The sequence below is a fragment of the Herbidospora sp. NBRC 101105 genome (assembly GCF_030269205.1).
In the GTDB taxonomy this organism is placed as follows: domain Bacteria; phylum Actinomycetota; class Actinomycetes; order Streptosporangiales; family Streptosporangiaceae; genus Herbidospora; species Herbidospora solisilvae.
This window is the reverse complement of sequence record NZ_BSSX01000001.1, coordinates 67,111-84,775: the sequence shown is the minus strand read 5'-3', so window position 1 is coordinate 84,775 and position 17,665 is coordinate 67,111. Positions and strand designations below refer to the sequence as shown.

At 70.4% G+C, this 17,665-nt stretch carries 17 protein-coding genes; 4 read left to right on the top strand and 13 right to left on the bottom strand.

Annotated elements, in window-relative coordinates; all coding sequences use genetic code 11:
* Positions 1 to 35: 35 nt before the first annotated feature.
* On the top strand, positions 36 to 398 hold the full coding sequence (locus tag QSK34_RS00375) for a winged helix-turn-helix transcriptional regulator (protein ID WP_285578641.1): 363 nt from the start codon (positions 36 to 38) through the stop codon (positions 396 to 398).
* Here QSK34_RS00375 and QSK34_RS00370 read toward each other — a convergent pair.
* Positions 365 to 781, bottom strand: coding sequence for a hypothetical protein (locus tag QSK34_RS00370; protein ID WP_285578639.1), 417 nt, complete (start codon positions 779 to 781; stop codon positions 365 to 367). The genes QSK34_RS00375 and QSK34_RS00370 overlap by 34 nt on opposite strands.
* A gap of 273 nt (positions 782 to 1,054) precedes the next feature.
* On the opposite strand from QSK34_RS00370, the gene QSK34_RS00365 reads away from it, so the two are divergent.
* Together QSK34_RS00365 and QSK34_RS00360 are read left to right on the top strand one after the other, a co-directional pair.
* Positions 1,055 to 2,935: a vWA domain-containing protein gene (locus tag QSK34_RS00365; RefSeq protein WP_285578636.1), complete on the top strand. Its 1,881-nt coding sequence runs from the start codon at positions 1,055 to 1,057 to the stop codon at positions 2,933 to 2,935.
* Complete coding sequence (locus QSK34_RS00360) at positions 2,932 to 4,287, top strand: extracellular solute-binding protein (protein ID WP_285578634.1); 1,356 nt, start codon at positions 2,932 to 2,934, stop codon at positions 4,285 to 4,287. The genes QSK34_RS00365 and QSK34_RS00360 overlap by 4 nt, the downstream gene beginning before the upstream one ends.
* Positions 4,288 to 4,294: 7 nt before the next feature.
* On the opposite strand, the gene QSK34_RS00355 is transcribed toward QSK34_RS00360, so the two are convergent.
* From QSK34_RS00355 to thrS, 7 genes are all read right to left on the bottom strand, one after another.
* Positions 4,295 to 5,482, bottom strand: coding sequence for an acyl-CoA dehydrogenase family protein (locus tag QSK34_RS00355; protein ID WP_285578632.1), 1,188 nt, complete (start codon positions 5,480 to 5,482; stop codon positions 4,295 to 4,297).
* 29 nt (positions 5,483 to 5,511) lie between these two features.
* Positions 5,512 to 6,771: an acetyl-CoA hydrolase/transferase family protein gene (locus QSK34_RS00350; protein WP_285578630.1), complete on the bottom strand. Its 1,260-nt coding sequence runs from the start codon at positions 6,769 to 6,771 to the stop codon at positions 5,512 to 5,514.
* A gap of 43 nt (positions 6,772 to 6,814) precedes the next feature.
* The gene (locus tag QSK34_RS00345; RefSeq protein ID WP_285578629.1) at positions 6,815 to 7,594 is read right to left on the bottom strand and encodes an HpcH/HpaI aldolase/citrate lyase family protein; all 780 of its coding nucleotides are present in this window, start codon (positions 7,592 to 7,594) and stop codon (positions 6,815 to 6,817) included.
* The gene (locus QSK34_RS00340) at positions 7,591 to 8,136 is read right to left on the bottom strand and encodes a MaoC family dehydratase (RefSeq protein WP_285578627.1); all 546 of its coding nucleotides are present in this window, start codon (positions 8,134 to 8,136) and stop codon (positions 7,591 to 7,593) included. The genes QSK34_RS00345 and QSK34_RS00340 overlap by 4 nt, the downstream gene beginning before the upstream one ends.
* Before the next feature lie 93 nt (positions 8,137 to 8,229).
* Positions 8,230 to 9,600 carry a glutamate decarboxylase gene (gene gad / locus QSK34_RS00335; RefSeq protein WP_285578624.1) on the bottom strand — a complete coding sequence of 457 codons (1,371 nt, stop codon included), beginning with the start codon at positions 9,598 to 9,600 and terminating at the stop codon, positions 8,230 to 8,232.
* A gap of 47 nt (positions 9,601 to 9,647) precedes the next feature.
* The gene (locus tag QSK34_RS00330) at positions 9,648 to 10,865 is read right to left on the bottom strand and encodes an aspartate aminotransferase type Ic (protein WP_161480556.1); all 1,218 of its coding nucleotides are present in this window, start codon (positions 10,863 to 10,865) and stop codon (positions 9,648 to 9,650) included.
* A 43-nt stretch (positions 10,866 to 10,908) separates the two neighbouring features.
* Positions 10,909 to 12,114 carry a threonine--tRNA ligase gene (gene thrS / locus QSK34_RS00325; RefSeq protein WP_285578621.1) on the bottom strand — a complete coding sequence of 402 codons (1,206 nt, stop codon included), beginning with the start codon at positions 12,112 to 12,114 and terminating at the stop codon, positions 10,909 to 10,911.
* Positions 12,115 to 12,381: 267 nt separating this feature from the next.
* Here thrS and QSK34_RS00320 point away from each other — a divergent pair, with 267 nt between their 5' ends.
* A complete protein-coding gene (locus QSK34_RS00320) occupies positions 12,382 to 13,143 on the top strand; it encodes an SDR family oxidoreductase (RefSeq protein ID WP_285578620.1) in 762 nt (253 codons plus the stop codon).
* Here QSK34_RS00320 and QSK34_RS00315 read toward each other — a convergent pair.
* From QSK34_RS00315 to QSK34_RS00295, 5 genes are all read right to left on the bottom strand, one after another.
* A complete protein-coding gene (locus QSK34_RS00315; protein ID WP_285578618.1) occupies positions 13,140 to 13,952 on the bottom strand; it encodes an ATP-grasp domain-containing protein in 813 nt (270 codons plus the stop codon). The genes QSK34_RS00320 and QSK34_RS00315 overlap by 4 nt on opposite strands.
* Positions 13,953 to 14,064: 112 nt before the next feature.
* Positions 14,065 to 14,325: a hypothetical protein gene (locus tag QSK34_RS00310; protein ID WP_030450923.1), complete on the bottom strand. Its 261-nt coding sequence runs from the start codon at positions 14,323 to 14,325 to the stop codon at positions 14,065 to 14,067.
* A 46-nt stretch (positions 14,326 to 14,371) separates the two neighbouring features.
* Positions 14,372 to 14,629, bottom strand: a complete 258-nt coding sequence (locus tag QSK34_RS00305; protein WP_030450924.1) for a hypothetical protein — start codon at positions 14,627 to 14,629, stop codon at positions 14,372 to 14,374.
* Positions 14,630 to 14,799: 170 nt separating this feature from the next.
* Complete coding sequence (locus QSK34_RS00300) at positions 14,800 to 16,287, bottom strand: glycoside hydrolase family 3 protein (RefSeq protein WP_285578615.1); 1,488 nt, start codon at positions 16,285 to 16,287, stop codon at positions 14,800 to 14,802.
* A gap of 73 nt (positions 16,288 to 16,360) precedes the next feature.
* The gene (locus QSK34_RS00295) at positions 16,361 to 17,662 is read right to left on the bottom strand and encodes an alkaline phosphatase D family protein (protein ID WP_285578613.1); all 1,302 of its coding nucleotides are present in this window, start codon (positions 17,660 to 17,662) and stop codon (positions 16,361 to 16,363) included.
* Positions 17,663 to 17,665: the final 3 nt, after the last annotated feature.

Sequence of the window (17,665 nt, the reverse complement as noted above, 5' to 3'; positions counted from 1 at the left end):
TGAAGTGCAGTACTCACCTGGAGGATAGTTAGCAGGTGGACAGCCTGAGAGACTGCGCGAGCCGCCAGGTGCTCGACCGGATCGGCGACGCGTGGAGCGTGCTGATCGTGACCCAGTTGCGGACCGGCCCGCTGCGCTTCACCGAACTGGCCCGGAAAATGGACGGCGTCACCCCGAAGATGCTCACCCAGACGCTGCGCGGCCTCGAACGCGACGGCCTGGTGACCCGGACCGTCTACGCGGTGGTGCCGCCCCGGGTCGACTACGAACTGACCCCGCTCGGGCGCAGCCTCGAAGGCGTGGTCGACGCCATCACCGCGTGGGCCGACTCGCACATCGGCGACGTCCTGGCCGCCCGCGGCTCCTACGACTCGAAGCTGTCGACGGCGAAGAACTGATCGTGACCGCCACATCCTGAGGAGATGTCGGCGCCCGCGAGCCACGAACCGCCCTGCTTGAAGGTGTCGCCGTCGAGGATCTCGCCCTTGCCCGGGACGCGCACACCGCGCCGTCCGTCTGAGGCGCGGACGGGCGTGGTGTCCTTCGGCCAGACCGGGACGACGGTCGTGTCACGGGTGACGGCGACGAGGCACGACTCCTTCTCCAGCCACGTCAGCCGGGCCTTCAGCGAACCCAGATTCGACGATTCCAGGTCGTGGACGACAATCGCCGGATCAGCGCCGACATGACAGAAGAACGACGTACACGAAAGCGCTGAATTCGGGCGCTGCACCGGCACTTCAACGGCGGAATCAGCGGCACTACAGGCCGAAACGCCCATTACACCGGCGAATGCCGCGATTAGTGTCGGCCTCATTGGTAGCGCCTCCCGCTGCTCGATTAGCGCCACCTTAACGGGCGGTCCGCCGAATGCGGCCGAATTCGAAACTGTCATTGGCGAAGAATCCGTCATGCCGGCCTCGACGTCCGGCAGAGCCCTCGTCGCCGCCCGCGCCAAAGGTCTCAATTCCATCATTCAGCGTCAAACCGACGCGGGCCCTGCTTACGCTCTGTCCGCAGCTGATGGAGCTCACGGCGAGGGGCGACGGAGTCCATGAGTCCTTCGGGGGACGCAGAGCCCGGCACCAGAGAGGGCGCACGCGACGGCTCCGACGCCCGGATCGCCGCCGTGATCGCCCTGCTCGGCATCCTCCCCGAGATAGCGCTGGCGGTGACCGGCGCCGAACTCGCGGCCCGCTGGTTCGTCCGGATCGCCATCGGCGTCATCCTGGTCGCGGCGGTCTACCGTCCGGTGCGCGACCGGTGGCGGCGCAGGGCCGCCCGGCTTCCGCGCTGGTGGCCGCGCGGAGAGGGATCCCGCAGGTCGCGGCGGCTGATCGCCCGGGTGTGGCCGTCGGTGCGGATGGGCGCGGCGGGGGTCGTGGCCGGGGGCATGGTGCTGGCGGTGGCGCAGACGGCGCCCGCCGGCGGGCGGCTCTTCCAGGCCTACTTCGGGTCGTGTCCGATGCCGCGCGAGCTCGTGCTGAGCGTGCCGTCGTACGACGTCCCGGCGTTCGGCCTGCTCGCGCGGGAGTTCACCGACGACCGGGCCGTGAACCGGTGCGCCGAGACCCGGCTGAAGGTCGTCGCCTCACCACCGGTCACCGGTCTCCTGGCCGCGCTGCGCAACGGCTGGCGCAGCCCCGACGGCGTCCGGCTGATCGGCCCCCGCCCCGACCTGGTCGTCGTCGAGAGCCGGGACATCGCCACCCTGCTGGTCGCAGGCGGCGTGGCCGCCGAGGACGTCGGCCAGGTCGGTCACGCGGAGATCGCGGTGGGCATTCCTGAGACGCTGCGCAATCAGGTCGAGCGCGAGACCGGCGGCGTCTCGCTCGATTCGGTGCTCCGGTTCTACGCCGGGCCGGGCCGGAACTTCGCCCGGCCCGATCCGCTCATCACCGGAATCGGGCTGACGGCCACGGCCGGGCTGAACGCGCGCCGCGTCTTCCCGAATGCCGAGGCGGCCGAGGACAGGATGCGGGAACTGCCGGAGGAGATGGGCGACGCCTTCTGGAAGGACCAGTCGGATCCCGTTTCCCTGCTGTGCAATCTGCAGCGCGAATACGAATCTCGGCGCAACAGCCTGCTGCGCCGATCCGCATTCCTGCTGCCGCGCCACATCATGGAGGACTACAACAACCGGACCGGCCAGATCTGCCCGGGCGGCGACCAGAATCGCGGCCGGTTGTGGATTCCCGACATTCCGTCCTTGGCCGTGCTCGACTACCGGGCGATCCGGCCGGCCTGGCCCGACCGCGAGGGCGCCGGGAGGAACGCGGCCGTCCGCGAACTGGCCGCGTGGTTGCGGTCGCGCGTGGCCACGCCCAGTCCCGGGGCGGGTCCCGCGCCGGGCGGCGGCGCGCTGGCCGCGACGATGGCGGCGATCGGGCGACGGGAGCAGCGGCTCGACCTGGCCCTGGTGCTCGACGGGTCGGGCTCGATGCAGCGGCACCTGCCGGTGACGGTGCGGTCGGTCGGCGAGATCGTCGACGCCCTCCGCCCCACCGACCGGATCTCGGTGGACATCGCACGCCGGCCGTCCAGAGACGGCCGCCCGCAGATCTACAACGCCTACCCCTCCGACCTCGCCGGCTCACAGGGCGACCAGATCGTCGGCTACCTGGGACAGTGGACGCCGCGCGACTGGGACCTCGACGCGGCCGCGACCATCGCCGCCATGGGGAACCGGCCCATGGACGTCATGGTGATCGTGACCGACACCAGCCCCGGGAAGCAGGCCGACCTCCGCCGCATCACCGCCGAGGTCGTCGAGCAGGCGACCGGCAAACCGAGCGACGCCCCGGTCTACATCGTCAACGTCGGCGACACCGCCTGCCCGCCCGCCCTGCGGTCCGGCGACGGCGCCGTCTTCTGCGTGGACGCCGCCGCCTTCGACGTCACCACGGCCCTCGACCGCCTCAGGGAGCCCCGATGACCCGCCGCAGGCATCCCGTGTGGCCGTTCGTCATCGGCTTCACGCTGACCGTCGCCTTCAGCGCGGCGACGTCGCTCGTGAACCAGGCCCCGGCCACCGGCTGCCCGGGGAACGCCGACGAGATCACCGTGGCCGCGGGCTACGACGACAGCATGGACCGCACCCAGCGCGGCGTGGTCAACGCGTGGAACGACCAGGGCCACACGGCCCGGTATGTCGAGATCTCCCGCATCCCCGACGAGGCCCGCGCCGAGATGGCCGCCACCGACCAGGACGGCGCGTGCCCCTACGACGTCCTGATCCTCGACGTCGCGCACCTCGCCGAGTTCGTCGCCAACGGCTACGCCTCCCCCGTCGAACTGCCCCACCAGGCCTTCATGGCCAAGTCCGTCGCCGCCGGCCGGATCGACGGGACGCAGTACGGCGTCCCGTTCGCCGCCGACGTGCCGCTCGCCTACTCGATCGGCGCGACCGACACGCTGGTGTCGCGGATCTGGGGCGACGGGACGACCGGCGGGAAACCGCCGGGCAGGGCGCTGACCCAGCTCGCCGACTACGAGGGCGCGATGGTCAACCTCGTGGAGGCGATCGGCCCCGGGGTCGTGCCGCTGCTGTCCGACCCCGGCGACATGCCCGGCGGCGCCGACCTGCGTGAGGTCGTGGGCCCCCGCCTGGAGGCCTGGCGGGAGGCGCTGAAGACCGGCCTGATCGACGGCGGCTCGCTGGACCATTCCGAGAGCGACACCCTGCGCGCCTTCCGCAGCGCCCGCCCGTCGGCCCCGATGGTCATGCGCCACTGGCCGTCGGTGTTCCGTTCGCTCTGGCTCGACGGCCGGTTCCGCGACGCCGACGGCAAGCTCACCTTCTCCTACCGGCCGCTGCCCCGGGGCGGCGTGCTCGGCGGTTCGGTGCTGGTCATCTCCCCCAAGACGCGCAACCGGGCCGCCGCGGAGCGCCTGGTCGAACACCTGACGACCCCGGCGGTCCAGGCGAGGCTGTTCGCCTGCGGCAGCTACGCGCCCGTGCTCGCCGCCGCCTACGAGGTGCGCGAGTACGAGACCCGCCAGTTCACCGAGGCCCTCACGTGCCTGCGCGGCGACGCCGAGCAGCCGGAGAGTCTCGTCGCGGAGTTCGGCGACTTCGCCCTGACCGTCCGCCGCGCGATGGACGGCGCGCTGCTGCGCCCCCAGGTCCCCTACTACAGCCGCCTGAGCGAGGTGTTCCGCGCCTGCGCGCTGACCGTTCTGCGCTCGGCCGCCCCGCGTGAGGCCGCCTTCTACGACGAGTTCGCCGACCGCCTCCGGGCCGCGGCGGCGGGCCGGCTGCCCGGCGGGGACTCCAACTGCGGCTGATTCGCCGTCAGTAGGAGCGGGGCAATCCGAGGACGTGCTGTCCGAGGAAGGCCAAGATCAGATTGTTGTTGACGGGGGCGACCTGGTAGAGCCGGGTCTCGCGGAACTTCCGCTCGACGTCCCAGGTGTCCACGAACCCGTTGCCGCCGTGAATGTCCAGGCAGACGTTGGCCGCCTGCCAACTGGCCTCGCTCGCCAGGAACTTGGCCGTGTTCGCCTCGGCTCCACTGTGCTGCCCGCCGTCGAAGAGGTTGGCCGCGCGGGTGCGCATCTGGTCCGCCGCGGCGACCTGGGTGTAGGCGCGGGCCAACGGGAACTGCACCCCCTGGTCGGCCCCGATGGGATGACCGAAGACGTCACGCTCCCTGGCGTAGGCGACCGCCCGGTCGAGGAACCAGTACCCGTCGCCGATGGCCTCGGAGGCCAGGAGGATGCGTTCGGCGTTCCAACCGTCGATGACGTAGCGGAACCCGTGCCCCTCCTCGCCGATCAGGCTGTCGGCGGGAATCCGCATGCCCTTGTACCAGACCTGGTTGGTGGCGTAGTTGAACATGGTGCGGACCGGTTCGACGACCAGCGTGCCGGGCTGCTCCGCACGAACCCGCCGCAGATTGACGAGGAAGAGACTGATGCCCTCGGTCCGTTCGGCGGGGTCCTCCGCCGGTGGACGGGTGCGGGCCAGCAGCATCAGCAGGTCTGACTGGGCGATCCGGCTGGTCCAGTTCTTGTGGCCGGTCACCACGTAGTCGTCGCCGTCGCGCACCGCCATGGTGTGGATCTGGGTGGTGTTGGACCCGGCCTCCGGCTCGGTGATGGAGAACGCCTGCAGCCGTAGCCGGCCCGTCGCGATCTCGGGCAGATAGCGCCGTCTCTGCTCCTCGCTGCCGTGCCGTAGCAACGGGGCCATGGTGTACATCTGGGCGTGGCAGGCGGCGGAGTGCCCGCCGGAACGGTTGATCTCCTGCAGGATGATGCTTCCCTCGGTGACCCCCATGCCCAGCCCCCCGTACTTCTCCGGGATGAGGACCGACAGGTACCCGCCCTCGGTGAGGGCGCGGACGAACTCCTCCGGATAGGCGCGCTCGCGATCCCGGGCACGCCAGTATTCGTCGCCGAAACGCTCACAGAGTTCGTGAACCTCCGCGGACAACCGCTGGTGGGCCGTGTCGGTGTCGTGAATGGCGATATCGGTCATGCCCGGTCCCTTCTCCGCTGTGGACGCGTTCAGTGCAGCAGCCCGGCGTGGCGGGCCTCGTAGGCGAGCCGGTCTCGGTGATCGGGGTGGGCTATGGCGATCAGCGCGGCGGCGCGCTGGGAGATGCTGCGGCCCCTCAGCTCGGCGATGCCGTACTCGGTGACGACGTGGTCGACGGTGTTCTTCAGCGTGGTGACCGGGGTGGCGTGACCGAGCTGGACCTTGATTCTGCTGGTGCCGTCACCGGTGGCGGCGTGAGTGACGAGGAACGCCTGCCCTCCGTCGGAGTACATGGCGCCGCGGGCGAAGTCGGCCTGCCCTCCCGACCCTGACCAGTAACGACCCGCGATGGTCTCGCTGGCCGCCTGGCCCAGGAGGTCGACCTCACTGGTGGCGTTGATCGAGATCATCGCGGGTTCGCGGGCCACCACTCGTGGGTCGTTGACCCAGTCGACCGGCAGCATGGCCACGGACGCGTTGCCGTCGAGCCAGTCGAAGAAACGCCGGGTGCCGACGCAGAAGGCGGCGACGTGTTTGTTGCGCTGGTGCTTCTTGCGCGTGCCGGTGACCACGCCCTGTTCCGCGAGGTGCATGACACCGTCGGACATCGCCTCGGTGTGCACACCCAGATCACGGTGTCCCGACAACTCGGCCAGCAGCGCGTTGGGGATGCGGCCGACCCCGATCTGCAGGCACGCCCCGTCCGGCACCCGCTCGACCACCAGTTCCGCGATGCGCTTGTCCCGGACGTCGGGTGCGGCCGGCATCGTCTCCTGCAGCGGGTAGTCGGCAGAACACCAGCCGGCGACCTGGCTGACGTGGATCTGGTTCTGTCCGGACGTGCGCGGCATCCGCGGATTGGCCTCCAGGAAGAACGGCACCTCACCGATGAACGTGGCCGCGTAGTCGGCATTGGTGCCCAGGCTGAAGTAGCCGTGCTCGTCGGGCATGGTCGAAGCGGCCAGGACGAGGGAGTGCCGGGTGTACTCGCGCAGCAGCCGGGGCACCTCGCTGAAGTGCGCCGGAACGAGCTCACACGTGCCGTTCCAATACGCCTGCCGGCTTCCCGGTCCCAGGTAGTAGCTGACGTGGCTCAGCCGCCCCGGGTATTGGCCGTTGATGTAGGCGCGTTCGCGGGCGGGATCCATCTGATGGATCCGGACGTCGGTCAAGCGGTCGGCATGGGCTTCCAGAGCGTCGATGACGGTGTGCGGTTCGCCGTGGTGGATCGGCACGATCAGGTCCGCGCCGTCCCGTACCAGGTCCAGCACATCGGCCGGTGCGTTCATGACACCTCCTGTTGGACGACGCCGGAGCGCCGCGATCCGGCGGTCAGGCGTCCTGCCGGCTTCCCGACTTCAGCAAGCGGCGCGCGGCCTCCAGCCTCGGCTTGTCGATCATCTGCCCGTCCACGCGCACGGCCCCTCCATCGGCGGCGGCCGCCACCACGCGCCGGGCCCACGCCAACTCTCCCTCTGTGGGGGAGAACGCGTCGTTGACCGGGCCGACCTGCCGAGGATGCAGGCACATCTTGCCGGCGAAGCCGAGCGCCCGTCCCCTGCGAGCGTCTCGCGACGTGCGGTCGGAGTCGTCGAGCGCCGTGGTCACCCCGTCCACGGGAGCGCCGATGCCCTGTGCTCTGGAGACCACCACCAGACGCGAGCGCGCGTAGAGGAAGTCATCGTCGGTCGCGCCGACGTCCAGGGCGAAGTCCACGCTGCCGAAGGCGAGCCGGACGACATTGGGCCGGGCGGCGATGAGTGCGGCGTTCTCCACCCCTGCGGCCGACTCGACGAGCGCGACCACCGGCACGCCGATGCCGTCGACCATGTCGGGAGTCTCTGTCTTGGGCAGCATCACGCCCAGCAGGCCCGGTCGTCCGGCGACCGCGCAGAGGTCCTCGTCGTGCCAAGGAGTATCCACTCCGTTGACGCGCACGTAGCCCTTCACCTCGCCCAGCGCCCCGGCGACGGCGGTCCGGGCACGGATCTTGTCGGCGGGCGCGACGGCGTCTTCGAGATCGAGTACGGCGACGTCCGCCCCGGCGACCGCCGCCTTGCCGAACCGATCGGGACGGTCACCAGGCGTGAAGAGCCACGACCTGGCCCTCACGGCCCCTGCACCGCCCGCCGGGCCCGCTCGTCCCACACCGGCCGCACGGCGGTCACGTCGGGCCCGTGGCCTCGCCGGTAGACCATCATGGTGCGCTCGAAGACGATGACGATCTCACCGTGCTGGTTGAAGCCGATGGTGCGGACCGCCACGATGCCCACGTTGCGCCGCGAGTGCGACTCCCGGACGGACAGCACCTCCGACTGTGAGTAGATCGTGTCGCCCTCGAACACCGGGTTCGGCAGCCGCACCTTGTCCCAGCCCAGGTTCGCCATCACGTGTTGTGAGACGTCCGTGACACTCTGGCCGGTGACCAGCGCCAACGTGAACGTCGAGTCCACCAGACGCCGGCCGAACTCGGTCTGGGCCGCATAGTGCGCGTCGAAGTGCACCGGCATGGTGTTCTGCGTGAGAAGTGCCTGCCATACGTTGTCCGTGGCGGTCACTGTTCGTCCGAGTGGATGCCGGTACGTGTCACCCGCCGAGAAGTCCTCGAAATAGCGGCCCGACCACGAAACCCGCTCTACCGATTCGGTGGTCATCTGACCTCCCCCTCGGGTCGGCTTAGATCTCGTCTCCCTCTACCCGATGGGTTTCGGGCGACACATAAACCATCTTTTACCGCTTGTCTCCGGTCAGTGGTGGAAGCCCATCGCCTTCATGTCCCGGTGCATCGGATGCGGCTGCGCCTCCAGCTCCGGCAGCACCCGCTCCAGGTCGGCCAGCAGCAGATCGGCCAGGTCGTGGGTGAACCCGTTGCGCACCACGATCCGCAGCACCGCAAGGTCCTCCCGGTCCTTCGGGAACGTGTACGCCGGCACCAGCCACCCCCGCTCCCGCAACCGCCGAGACACGTCGAACACGTCGAAGGCGGTCACCGAGTCGGCGGTCGTGAACGCGAACACCGGCAGCTGGTCGCCCCGCGAGATCAGCCGGAACACCCCCATCTCGCCGATCTTCCGCGACAGGTGGGTGGCCACCGCCCGTGAGATGCCCTGGACCTCCTGGTAGCCCCTCCGTCCGAGCCGCAGGAAGTTGTAGTACTGCGCCACGACCTCGGCCCCGGGCCGGGAGAAGTTCAGCGCGAAGGTCGGCATGTCCCCGCCGAGGTAGTTGACCCGGAAGATCAGCTCCTCCGGCAGGCAGGAGGTGTGCCGCCACAACACCCAGCCGACCCCCGGGTAGACCAGCCCGTACTTGTGCCCCGAGGTGTTGATGGACGCCACCCGCGGCAGCCGGAAGTCCCACACCAGCCCGCTGTCGAGGAAGGGCGCGACCATCGCGCCGGAGGCGCCGTCGACGTGCACGGGGATGTCCCACCCCCGGGCCTCCTGCAGGGCGTCGAGGGCGCCGCAGATGTCCGCGACCGGTTCGTAGGACCCGTCGAAGGTCGAGCCGAGGACGGCCACCACGCCGATGGTGTTCTCGTCGCAGTACGTGACGGCCTCCTCGGCCGTGAGGTGGAAACGCTCCCCCGACAGGGGCACCAGCCGGGGCTCGACCTCCCAGTAGCGGCAGAACTTCTCCCAGCACACCTGGACGTTGGCCCCCATGACCAGGTTGGGCCGCCCCGGGCCGGACCAGCGGCGCTTCAACGCCATCCCGGCCAGCATGCAGGCCTCGCTCGACCCGGTCGTGGAGGTGCCGATCACGTCGGACGGCGAGGGGGCGTTCCACAGGTCGGCCAGGATGCAGACGCAGCGCCGCTCGAACTCCGCCGTCTGCGGGTATTCGTCCTTGTCGATCATGTTCTTGTCGGCGCACTCGGCCATCAGCCGGGCGGCCTGCGGCTCCATCCACGTCGTCACGAACGTGGCCAGGTTGAGCCGGGCGTTCCCGTCGAGCATCAGCTCGTCGTGGACGAACTGCCACGCCGCGTCGGCGGGCACCGGCGTGTCGAAGAGCCGGTGGGTGGGGGCGGTCAGGTCGAGACCCAGCGCCGGGACCGGGTTGACCGATCGCGACGCCGGGTGTTTGTGGTGCGCGTGTCCGGAGTGCAACGCCATGCTCGATGTCTATCAGTCATCGAGCGCTCACTTCCGGTAAGGCGCGCTCAGGCGCGCTCGGCCGCCACCAGCCGCACGCAGACGGCCAGGCCGCTGATCGCCGCTTCGAGCTCCGCCAGGTCGGGGAACGTCGGGGCGATGCGGATGACCGAGTCGGACGGGTCCTGCCCGTAGGGGTGGGTGGCCCCGGCCGGGGTCAGCGCGATGCCGGCCTCGGCGGCCCGGCGCACGACCTCCTTGGCCGTGCCCTCGGGCACCGAGAGCGAGATGAAGTAGCCGCCGAGCGGCGACGACCAGGTCGCCAGGCCCGACAGCTCCTTCGACAGGATCCGGTCGACGGTCTCGAACTTGGGCCGGATCAGGTCGGCGTGGGCGCGCATGTGGGCCCGCACGCCGTCTTCGTCGCGCAGGAACTCGACGTGGCGGAGCTGGTTGACCTTGTCGGCGCCGATCGTGCCCTTGCCCATGTAGCCGAGGAACCAGGCGATCGTCTCGGGCGAGCCGCCGAAGAACGAGACGCCCGAACCGGCCAGAGTCACCTTGGACGTCGACCCGAACACGAACACCCGGTTCGCGTTGCCGGCCTCGGTGGCCAGCGCCAGCAGGTCGGCGAGCTCGGCCTCCTCGTCGAAGAGGTGGTGGATGGCGTAGGCGTTGTCCCAGAAGATCCGGAAGTCGGGCGCGGCCGTGGTCATGGTGGCCAGCCGCGCGACGGTCTCGGCCGAGTAGGTCGTGCCGTCGGGGTTGGAGTACTTCGGCACGCACCAGATGCCCTTGATCGCCGGGTCGGCGGCGACGAGGCGCTCGACCTCGTCCATGTCGGGACCGGCGGGGGTCATCGCCACCGGGATGAGCTCGATGCCGAAGCGCTCGCAGAGCGCGAAGTGCCGGTCGTATCCCGGGACGGGGGCCAGGAAGGCCACCCGCTCCTCGTCGGCCCACCGGCGGGCGGCGCCGAGCGGCACCCCCAGCAGGCAGTGGACGATCGCGTCGTGCATCAGGGCGAGGCTGGAGTTGCCGCCCACGATGAGCTGCGATGCCGGGACCTGGAGGAACCCGCTGAACAGCGCCCGGAGCTCGGCCAGGCCGTTGAGGCCGCCGTAGTTGCGGGTGTCGGTGCCGTCGGCGGAGCGGTAGGACGTCCCAGGCAGCGAGAGCATCGGGGTGGACAGATCGAGCTGGGCCGAGGCGGGCTTGCCCCGGGTCAGGTCGAGCTTCAGTCCCCTGGCCTTCAGCTCCTCGTACTCGGCACGCACGTCGCTCATCGCGGGTTCCCTCGGTAGTAATGGGCGGTCATCGAAAGCTTAGTCACCACAACCCGGTCTCCCGCCGCGAGGTGATCTCCGCGATCCTCCCGAGCGCCTCGGCCACCGGCAGGGCGGCGAGCTTGCGCCCGTCGCGGAGCCGGACCGACACCTCGCCGGCCGCGACCTCCCGGGACCCGACGATCAGCTGGTACGGCACCAGCCGCGCCTCCCGGATGCGCGCCCCCAGGCTGCCCTTCTCCGGCCCCGAGAGCTCGGCGCGCAGCCCGAGGCCGGCACAGCGCGAGACCACCGAGTCGGCGAACGCCGCCTCGTCCTCCCCGAGCGGCAGCACCACCACCTGCACCGGCGCGAGCCAGGCCGGGAACGCGCCGCCATGCACCTCGATCAGGTGGGCGACGGCCCGCTCCACGCTGCCGACGATGCTCCGGTGCACCATGACCGGCCGGTGCCTGGCCCCGTCGGGGCCGGTGTACTCCAGGTCGAACCGGGCGGGCTGGTAAAGGTCGATCTGGACGGTCGACAGGGTCGACTCCCGCCCGAGGTTGTCGGCGATCTGGATGTCGATCTTCGGCCCGTAGAAGGCGGCCTCGCCCTCGACGGCCTCGTACTCGACGTCGTGCAGCACCTCCCGCAACATCTCGCCCGCGCGCTCCCAGAGGCCGGGGACGGCGACGTACTTTCCCGAGGACCCCGGCAGCGACAGGCGGTGGCGCACCGGCCTGATCCCCATGGCCGCGTGGGCGGCCGCGATCAGTTCGAGGGCTCCGCGGGCCTCCTCGACGGCCTGGTCGGCGGTGCAGAAGATGTGCGCGTCGTTGAGCTGGATGGCCCGGACGCGGGTCAGCCCGCCCAGCACGCCCGACAACTCCGACCGGTACATGCCGCCGAGTTCGGCCAGCCGGAGCGGCAGGTCGCGGTAGCTGCGCCCGCGTGAGCGGTAGATCAGCGCGTGGTGCGGGCACAGGCTGGGCCGCAGGACCACCTGCTCCTCGCCGATCGACATGGGCGGGTACATGTCGTCGCGGTAGTGGTCCCAGTGGCCGGAGATCTCGTAGAGCTCGCGCTTGCCCATGATCGGCGAATAGACGTGCCGGTAGCCGTTGCGTCTCTCGACGTCGCGGACGTAGTCCTCCAGCGCCATCCGGACCGCCGCGCCGTCGGGCAGCCAGAAGGGCAACCCCGCGCCTATCAGCGGATCGCCGTCGAACAGGTCGAGTTCGCGGCCGAGCTTGCGGTGGTCGTACACGATGCGTCTCCCTTGGTGAGAAAGGGACGCACACACACCGAAGCCCGGGGCGATGCGCCCCGGGCTTCGAAGTAAGGCAGTGATCAGCGCGCCGGGACGGAGTCCGGCGTCGTCGTCAGATGGGCGCGCTGCATACCCGAACGCTAACACGAAGGGCACGCGGAGATCTCCCGGAAATCCGGCCGCCCGGCTCATGGAGGGGGTCACGCACTCTATGGGAGACGGCCCCCGTTCCCTACAGACCGACCGGTCGGTACCCTCGGCCCCATGACTCTCTTCTCGGTCGAAGGAAAGATCGTCGTGGTGACCGGCGGGTCCCGGGGGATCGGGCGGATGATCGCCCAGGGGTTCGTGGACGGCGGCGCGACCGTCTACGTCACCGCCCGCAAGAAGGACCAGCTGGAGGAGACCGCCGCGGCGCTGGGGTGCGGGTCGGTCCAGGCCGACCTGTCCACGCGTGAGGGGGTCGAGGCCGTGCACGACCTGGTCGCCGCCCGGCACGACCGGCTCGACGTCCTGGTCAACAACGCCGGCGCGGCCTGGGGCGCGCCCCTCGACGACTATCCCGAGTCGGCCTTCGACAAGCTCTGGAACATCAACGTCAAGGGCGTCTTCGCGCTGACGCAGCGGTTCCTGCCCCTGCTCAGGAAGGCCGCGACCCCCGACGACCCGGCCCGGGTCATCAACATCGGCTCGGTCGACGGGCTGCGGACCCCGGCGATGGAGAGCTACGCCTACTCGGCCACCAAGTCGGCCGTGCACATGCTGACCCGGCACCTGGCCGACCGCCTGGCGAAGGAGTCGATCACCGTCAACGCCATCGCCCCCGGGCCGTTCGACTCGAAGATGATGTCGTTCGTGCTCGACGACCCGCAGGCCCGCCGGATGGTCGCCGACAGCGTCCCGCTCGGCCGGATCGGCCGTCCCGACGACATGGCCGGGACGGCGATCTTCCTGGCCTCACGGGCCGGTTCCTACCTCACGGGGACCGTCATCCCCGTGGACGGCGGCATCACCGCCCACGGTTAGGCGAGCATCTCCTTCAGCGCGCGGGCGAAGAAGCCCGGCGCCTCCAGCTCGGTGTCGAGGTAGAGGAACGGCTCGGTCAGCTCCAGCTCGATGAGCACCGGCTCACCGTCCGGCATCCGGACGAGGTCGATCCGGGCGTAGAGGAGCGGCTCGGCCACCTTGCCGAGGATCTCTTCGGCCAGGTCGAACTGGTCGTCGTCGGGGTCGCGGAGGGTCGCCTTGGCGCCCGCGTCGTTGAGGTCGCCGATGCCGGGGATCAGCAGCGGGGTGCGCCGGACGGCGTGGCTGAACTGGCCGTTGAAGTAGTGGAGCGACATTTCGCCCTCGTGCTCGACGCTCTCGACGTAGGGCTGCACCATGATCGGGCGGCCCTGCGCCTCGAGGGAGGCGGCGAACGCCGCGGCCTCCTCGGCGGAGGCGGTGCGGATGGTGTCGCGGGCGCCGGCGGAGACGGTCGGCTTGACGACGTATTCCGGCCAGTCGGGCAGCGCGAGCGAGCTCCAGTGGGTCGGCACGGTCGGCACGCCCAGGTGCTTCAGATAGGTCTTGTCGGTGTTCCACGCCAGCACCGACGCCGGGTTGAGCAGCCGGGTGTGCTGTTCGGCCCGCCAGGCCCAGTCGATGAACTCGTCGCGCCGGCCGACGTAGTCCCACGGTGAGCGGACCACGGCCGCGTCGAACTCCGACCAGTCGGCCTCGGGGTCGTCCCACCGGACGGGTGCGCCCTCGATCCCCTCGGCGAGCCACGCCGAGAGCACGGTCTCGCGTTCCGGATCAGGGCCGTCCCAGGTGACATACGCGGCCTTCATCGATGTTTCCCCTTGCATGTGCGGCAGACGTACAGAAACCCATCATGGCCGCAACGCGCGACGGCGCGCGCCGGGCCCGGAAGGAGAGCCCGGCGCGCGCCGGAGTCGACGACTAGTCGTCGAAGCGGTAGGCGAGGCCCGCCACGCTGTTGCGGGCGGTGACCGAGACACCGTTGATGGTGTTCGAGTTGGTCGAGGAACCGCCGCCGATGTTGGTGGCGGCCACGTTGCCGAACACGTTGCCCGACTGGGCGGAGCCGCGGTTCACGCTGCCGTTGCTGATCCAGGTGTCGGCGTGGGCGGGCGCGGCGATCAGGCTCGCGCCACAGGCGGCGGCGAGGACGGCACCGGTCATGGCAAGCTTCTTGAACATGATCTCTCCTTCGGGTGGGGTGAGTGCTGGGGACGTGACCGGCGGTCTACTTGAAGATGTAGACCACGGTCACGCTGCCGCCGGTGGCGGTAGCGGAGATGCCGTTGATGGTGTTGACGTTGGTCGAACGGCCGGAGCCGGCGTTGCGCGCCGCGACCCAGCCGAAGTTGTTGCCCGACTGAGCCGAACCGATGTTCGCGCTCCAGTTGTCGGACCACGTGTCGGCGTGGGCCGGGGTGGCGATGAGGCTCGCACCGGCGGCGGCCGCGAGCATCGCACTGGTCACGCAGATCTTCTTGATCACTACGGCTCCTTCTCGCGCTTTCCTTGACGGTCTGTTTGACTGGCCGGTCAAAGCACTGCCGAGCATATAGCTCTGCGTAGTCGATTGATAGCACTCTGTGATCAGAATTTTGGTCTGGAAATGGAAACGGCCCCGCGGCTGCGCCCGCGAGGCCGTTGCTTATGGGGATTTCACGGCAAACGGCCGGTCAACGTCTCGGCCGCCGCCTGGCCGCAGACCCGCGACGCGCCGTGTGTCGCGATGTGCACGGAGCCCAGGTCGGTGCGTCCCGGCAGGCCCATCTCGACCACCACGCCGTCGGGGCGGGCGGCGAGCATGTGGCCGAGGGCGTCCATCTGCCAGGCGTGGCGGTGGGCGTCGCGCACGACCACGACCAGCGGCCGGTCGGCGGCCCGGTCGAGGAGGTCGGCGGGCACCCCGTCGGCCAGTTCGGCCTCGCCGAGGCGGGTGACCGTGGTGCCCGGGAGGAGCGCTCCCAACGGGTCGGCGACGCCCCACGGCTGGTGCTTGTCGATGGCCAGGTTGGTGTCCGGCGCGAGCTCGACGACGTGCGGGGCCGCGCTGAGCGGCAGGCGGGCGCCGTCGTGGTGGCTGACCCTGATCGCGCGGCGGGCGGCGGCCAGGCCGACCGGGACGCCGTTGAGCACGCGGTCGCCGGGCGTGAAGCGCCAGGCGGCCAGCTTGGCCACCCGGGCGCACGCCTCGTGCAGCCTGGCCTCCGGCAACTGCCCGTTGGCGACGGCGTCGGCGATCGACTCGCGGATGTGGTCGAAGGTCGCCTCGTCGGCGTGCTCGCCGCCGACGCAGATGGAGTCGGCCCCGGCCGCGACCGCGCGGGCGGCGGCGCCGCCGATGCCGTAGACCGCCGCGACGGCGGCCATCTCGATGGCGTCGGTGATCACCACGCCGTCGAAGCCGAGCTCGCCCCGCAGCAGGTCGGTGAGGATGCGCGAGCTCAGGGTGGCCGGCATCGTCTCGTCGTACGCCGGCACGACCAGGTGCCCCGTCATGATCGCCCGCACGCCCTCCTGGATGGCGGCGCGGAACGGCCACAACTCCACCTCGTGGAGCTCCTCGCGGCTGACCTGGACGACCGGGAGGCCGTGGTGGGAGTCGACGGCGGTGTCGCCGTGTCCCGGGAAGTGCTTGGCGCAGGCCGCCACGCCGGCCGACTGCAACCCCCTGATCCACGCCGCCGTGTGGCGGGCGACCAGGCCCGGATCGGCGCCGAAGGAGCGCAGCCCGATCACCGGGTTGTCGGGGTTGGAGTTGACGTCGGCGGCGGGCGCGAAGTTGATCGTCACCCCGGCGGCGGCCAGGTCGTGTCCGACGTCTCTGGCCACCTCCTCGGTGAGATGCACGTCGTCGACCACGCCGAGGGCGTAGTTCCCGGGGCGGGAGCTGCCCGTACGGGCCTCCAGCCGGGTGACGTCGCCCGCCTCCTCGTCGATGCCGACCAGGAGCGCGGGGTTCTCCGCGCGCAGCGCGGCCGTGAGGGCCGCGAGCTGGTCCGGCGTGTCGACGTTCCGGGAGAACAAGACCACCCCGGCGAGTCCGTCGGCGAGACGCCGGCGGAGCCAGTCGGGGGGCGAGGTCCCGATGAAGCCGGGGAGGATGACCGAATCAGCCAGACGCAGCAGCTCCGTGCTTCGCGTCATGCGGCACCGCACTTGGGCATGCCCGAAATCTAATAGGAAAGTTTCCTATTCGCTAGAGGTCTTACCTGCAATTTCACAAGTCGATTCGTTCGAGCTTGTTACCGATGGCGCGGAAGGAGGCTGCCGTGGACACCGGGGCGCCGGGGCGGTCGACGTACGCGACGGCCCGGTAGTCGGCCGTGAACTCCTCCATCGAGACGTTGGCGACCAGGTAGCCGCGCCGTCCGTCGAAGAACGCGAGGTGCGGGTTGCGCTCCAGGGCGTCGTCGCGCACGGCGGGCGGCGCGCTGCTGATCGCGGTCGCGACGAATTCCACGCCCCTGTCAAGGCGGGCCGCCCAGGCGTTGTGGACGTCGCCGCTCAGCACCACGAAGTTCTCCGGCGCGGCGTCGAGGACCTTCCGGCGGCTCTGCGGGTAGGCGTCCCAGGCGTCGGTGCTCGGGGGGTTGCGGGGCGCGAAGAACAGCGCCTGGGCGAGCACGGTCCAGCGGGCGGTGGAGGCCTTGAGCCGGTCGAGCAGCCACGTCGTCTGGGCCGGGCCGAGGATGTCGCCCGCCACGCGGTACTGCCGCGCGTCGGCCACCAGCAGGTCGAGCACCTTGCCGAACGGGCGCCAGCGGTAGTACTGCATCGCGTCGCCGGACGGCTTGACGCGGTAGGGCAGGTGTTCGGCGTTGGCCTGGTAGGCGGCCTTCCTCCGCTTCGGGTCGCCGGTGCGGCCCCCGTAGTTGTTCACCACCTCGTGGTCGTCGGGGATGGTGATCCAGGGCGCGGCGGCGTGGGCGGCCTGCAGGTCGGGGTCGAGGCGGTAGAGGGCGTACCGCTCGCGGTAGGCGTTGAGGGTGGTGCAGGCGGCGGTCGAGTCCTTCAGCGGCCGCACGTAACGGCCCGGCTCGGGGACCGCGGGTTTGCCGTACTCGTAGATGTAGTCGCCGAGATGAAGGATGACGTCGGGCTCGTCGGCGACCACGTGCCGGTAGGCGGTGAAGTGGCCGTGCTCGTAGCGCTGGCAGCTCGCCACCGCGATGCGCAGCGGCGCCGTCGAGGTGGATGCGGGCGCGGTCTTGGTACGGCCCACGCGCGAGGTGTGGCCGTCGGCGCGGAACCGGTAGAAGTAGACCGACGCCGGGCGTAACCCGGTGACCTTGACGTGCACGCTGTGCGCGCCGGAGGGCTGGGCCTTGGCCGTGCCCGACGCCGTGAGCTTCGCGAACGTGTCGTCCTCGGCCACCTCCCACCGCACGTCGAACGTGCTGGCGGGCATGCCGCCGCCGTTCAGGGGGTCGGGGGCGAGCCGGGTCCAGATGATGACGCCGTCGGGCGCGGGCTCCCCCGAGGCGACGCCCAGCGTGAACGGGAATTTGATTTTCGCCATCCT

What these genes read in the sequence shown, in the direction of transcription:
- QSK34_RS00370 (WP_285578639.1), bottom strand. Translation starts at nt 781, where the DNA reads ATGGGCGTTTCGGCCTGTAGTGCCGCTGATTCCGCCGTTGAAGTGCCG.
- QSK34_RS00365 (WP_285578636.1), top strand. Translation starts at nt 1,055, where the DNA reads ATGAGTCCTTCGGGGGACGCAGAGCCCGGCACCAGAGAGGGCGCACGC.
- QSK34_RS00360 (WP_285578634.1), top strand. Translation starts at nt 2,932, where the DNA reads ATGACCCGCCGCAGGCATCCCGTGTGGCCGTTCGTCATCGGCTTCACG.
- QSK34_RS00355 (WP_285578632.1), bottom strand. Translation starts at nt 5,482, where the DNA reads ATGACCGATATCGCCATTCACGACACCGACACGGCCCACCAGCGGTTG.
- QSK34_RS00350 (WP_285578630.1), bottom strand. Translation starts at nt 6,771, where the DNA reads ATGAACGCACCGGCCGATGTGCTGGACCTGGTACGGGACGGCGCGGAC.
- QSK34_RS00340 (WP_285578627.1), bottom strand. Translation starts at nt 8,136, where the DNA reads ATGACCACCGAATCGGTAGAGCGGGTTTCGTGGTCGGGCCGCTATTTC.
- gad (WP_285578624.1), bottom strand. Translation starts at nt 9,600, where the DNA reads ATGGCGTTGCACTCCGGACACGCGCACCACAAACACCCGGCGTCGCGA.
- QSK34_RS00330 (WP_161480556.1), bottom strand. Translation starts at nt 10,865, where the DNA reads ATGAGCGACGTGCGTGCCGAGTACGAGGAGCTGAAGGCCAGGGGACTG.
- QSK34_RS00320 (WP_285578620.1), top strand. Translation starts at nt 12,382, where the DNA reads ATGACTCTCTTCTCGGTCGAAGGAAAGATCGTCGTGGTGACCGGCGGG.
- QSK34_RS00315 (WP_285578618.1), bottom strand. Translation starts at nt 13,952, where the DNA reads ATGAAGGCCGCGTATGTCACCTGGGACGGCCCTGATCCGGAACGCGAG.
- QSK34_RS00310 (WP_030450923.1), bottom strand. Translation starts at nt 14,325, where the DNA reads ATGTTCAAGAAGCTTGCCATGACCGGTGCCGTCCTCGCCGCCGCCTGT.
- QSK34_RS00300 (WP_285578615.1), bottom strand. Translation starts at nt 16,287, where the DNA reads ATGACGCGAAGCACGGAGCTGCTGCGTCTGGCTGATTCGGTCATCCTC.
- QSK34_RS00295 (WP_285578613.1), bottom strand. Translation starts at nt 17,662, where the DNA reads ATGGCGAAAATCAAATTCCCGTTCACGCTGGGCGTCGCCTCGGGGGAG.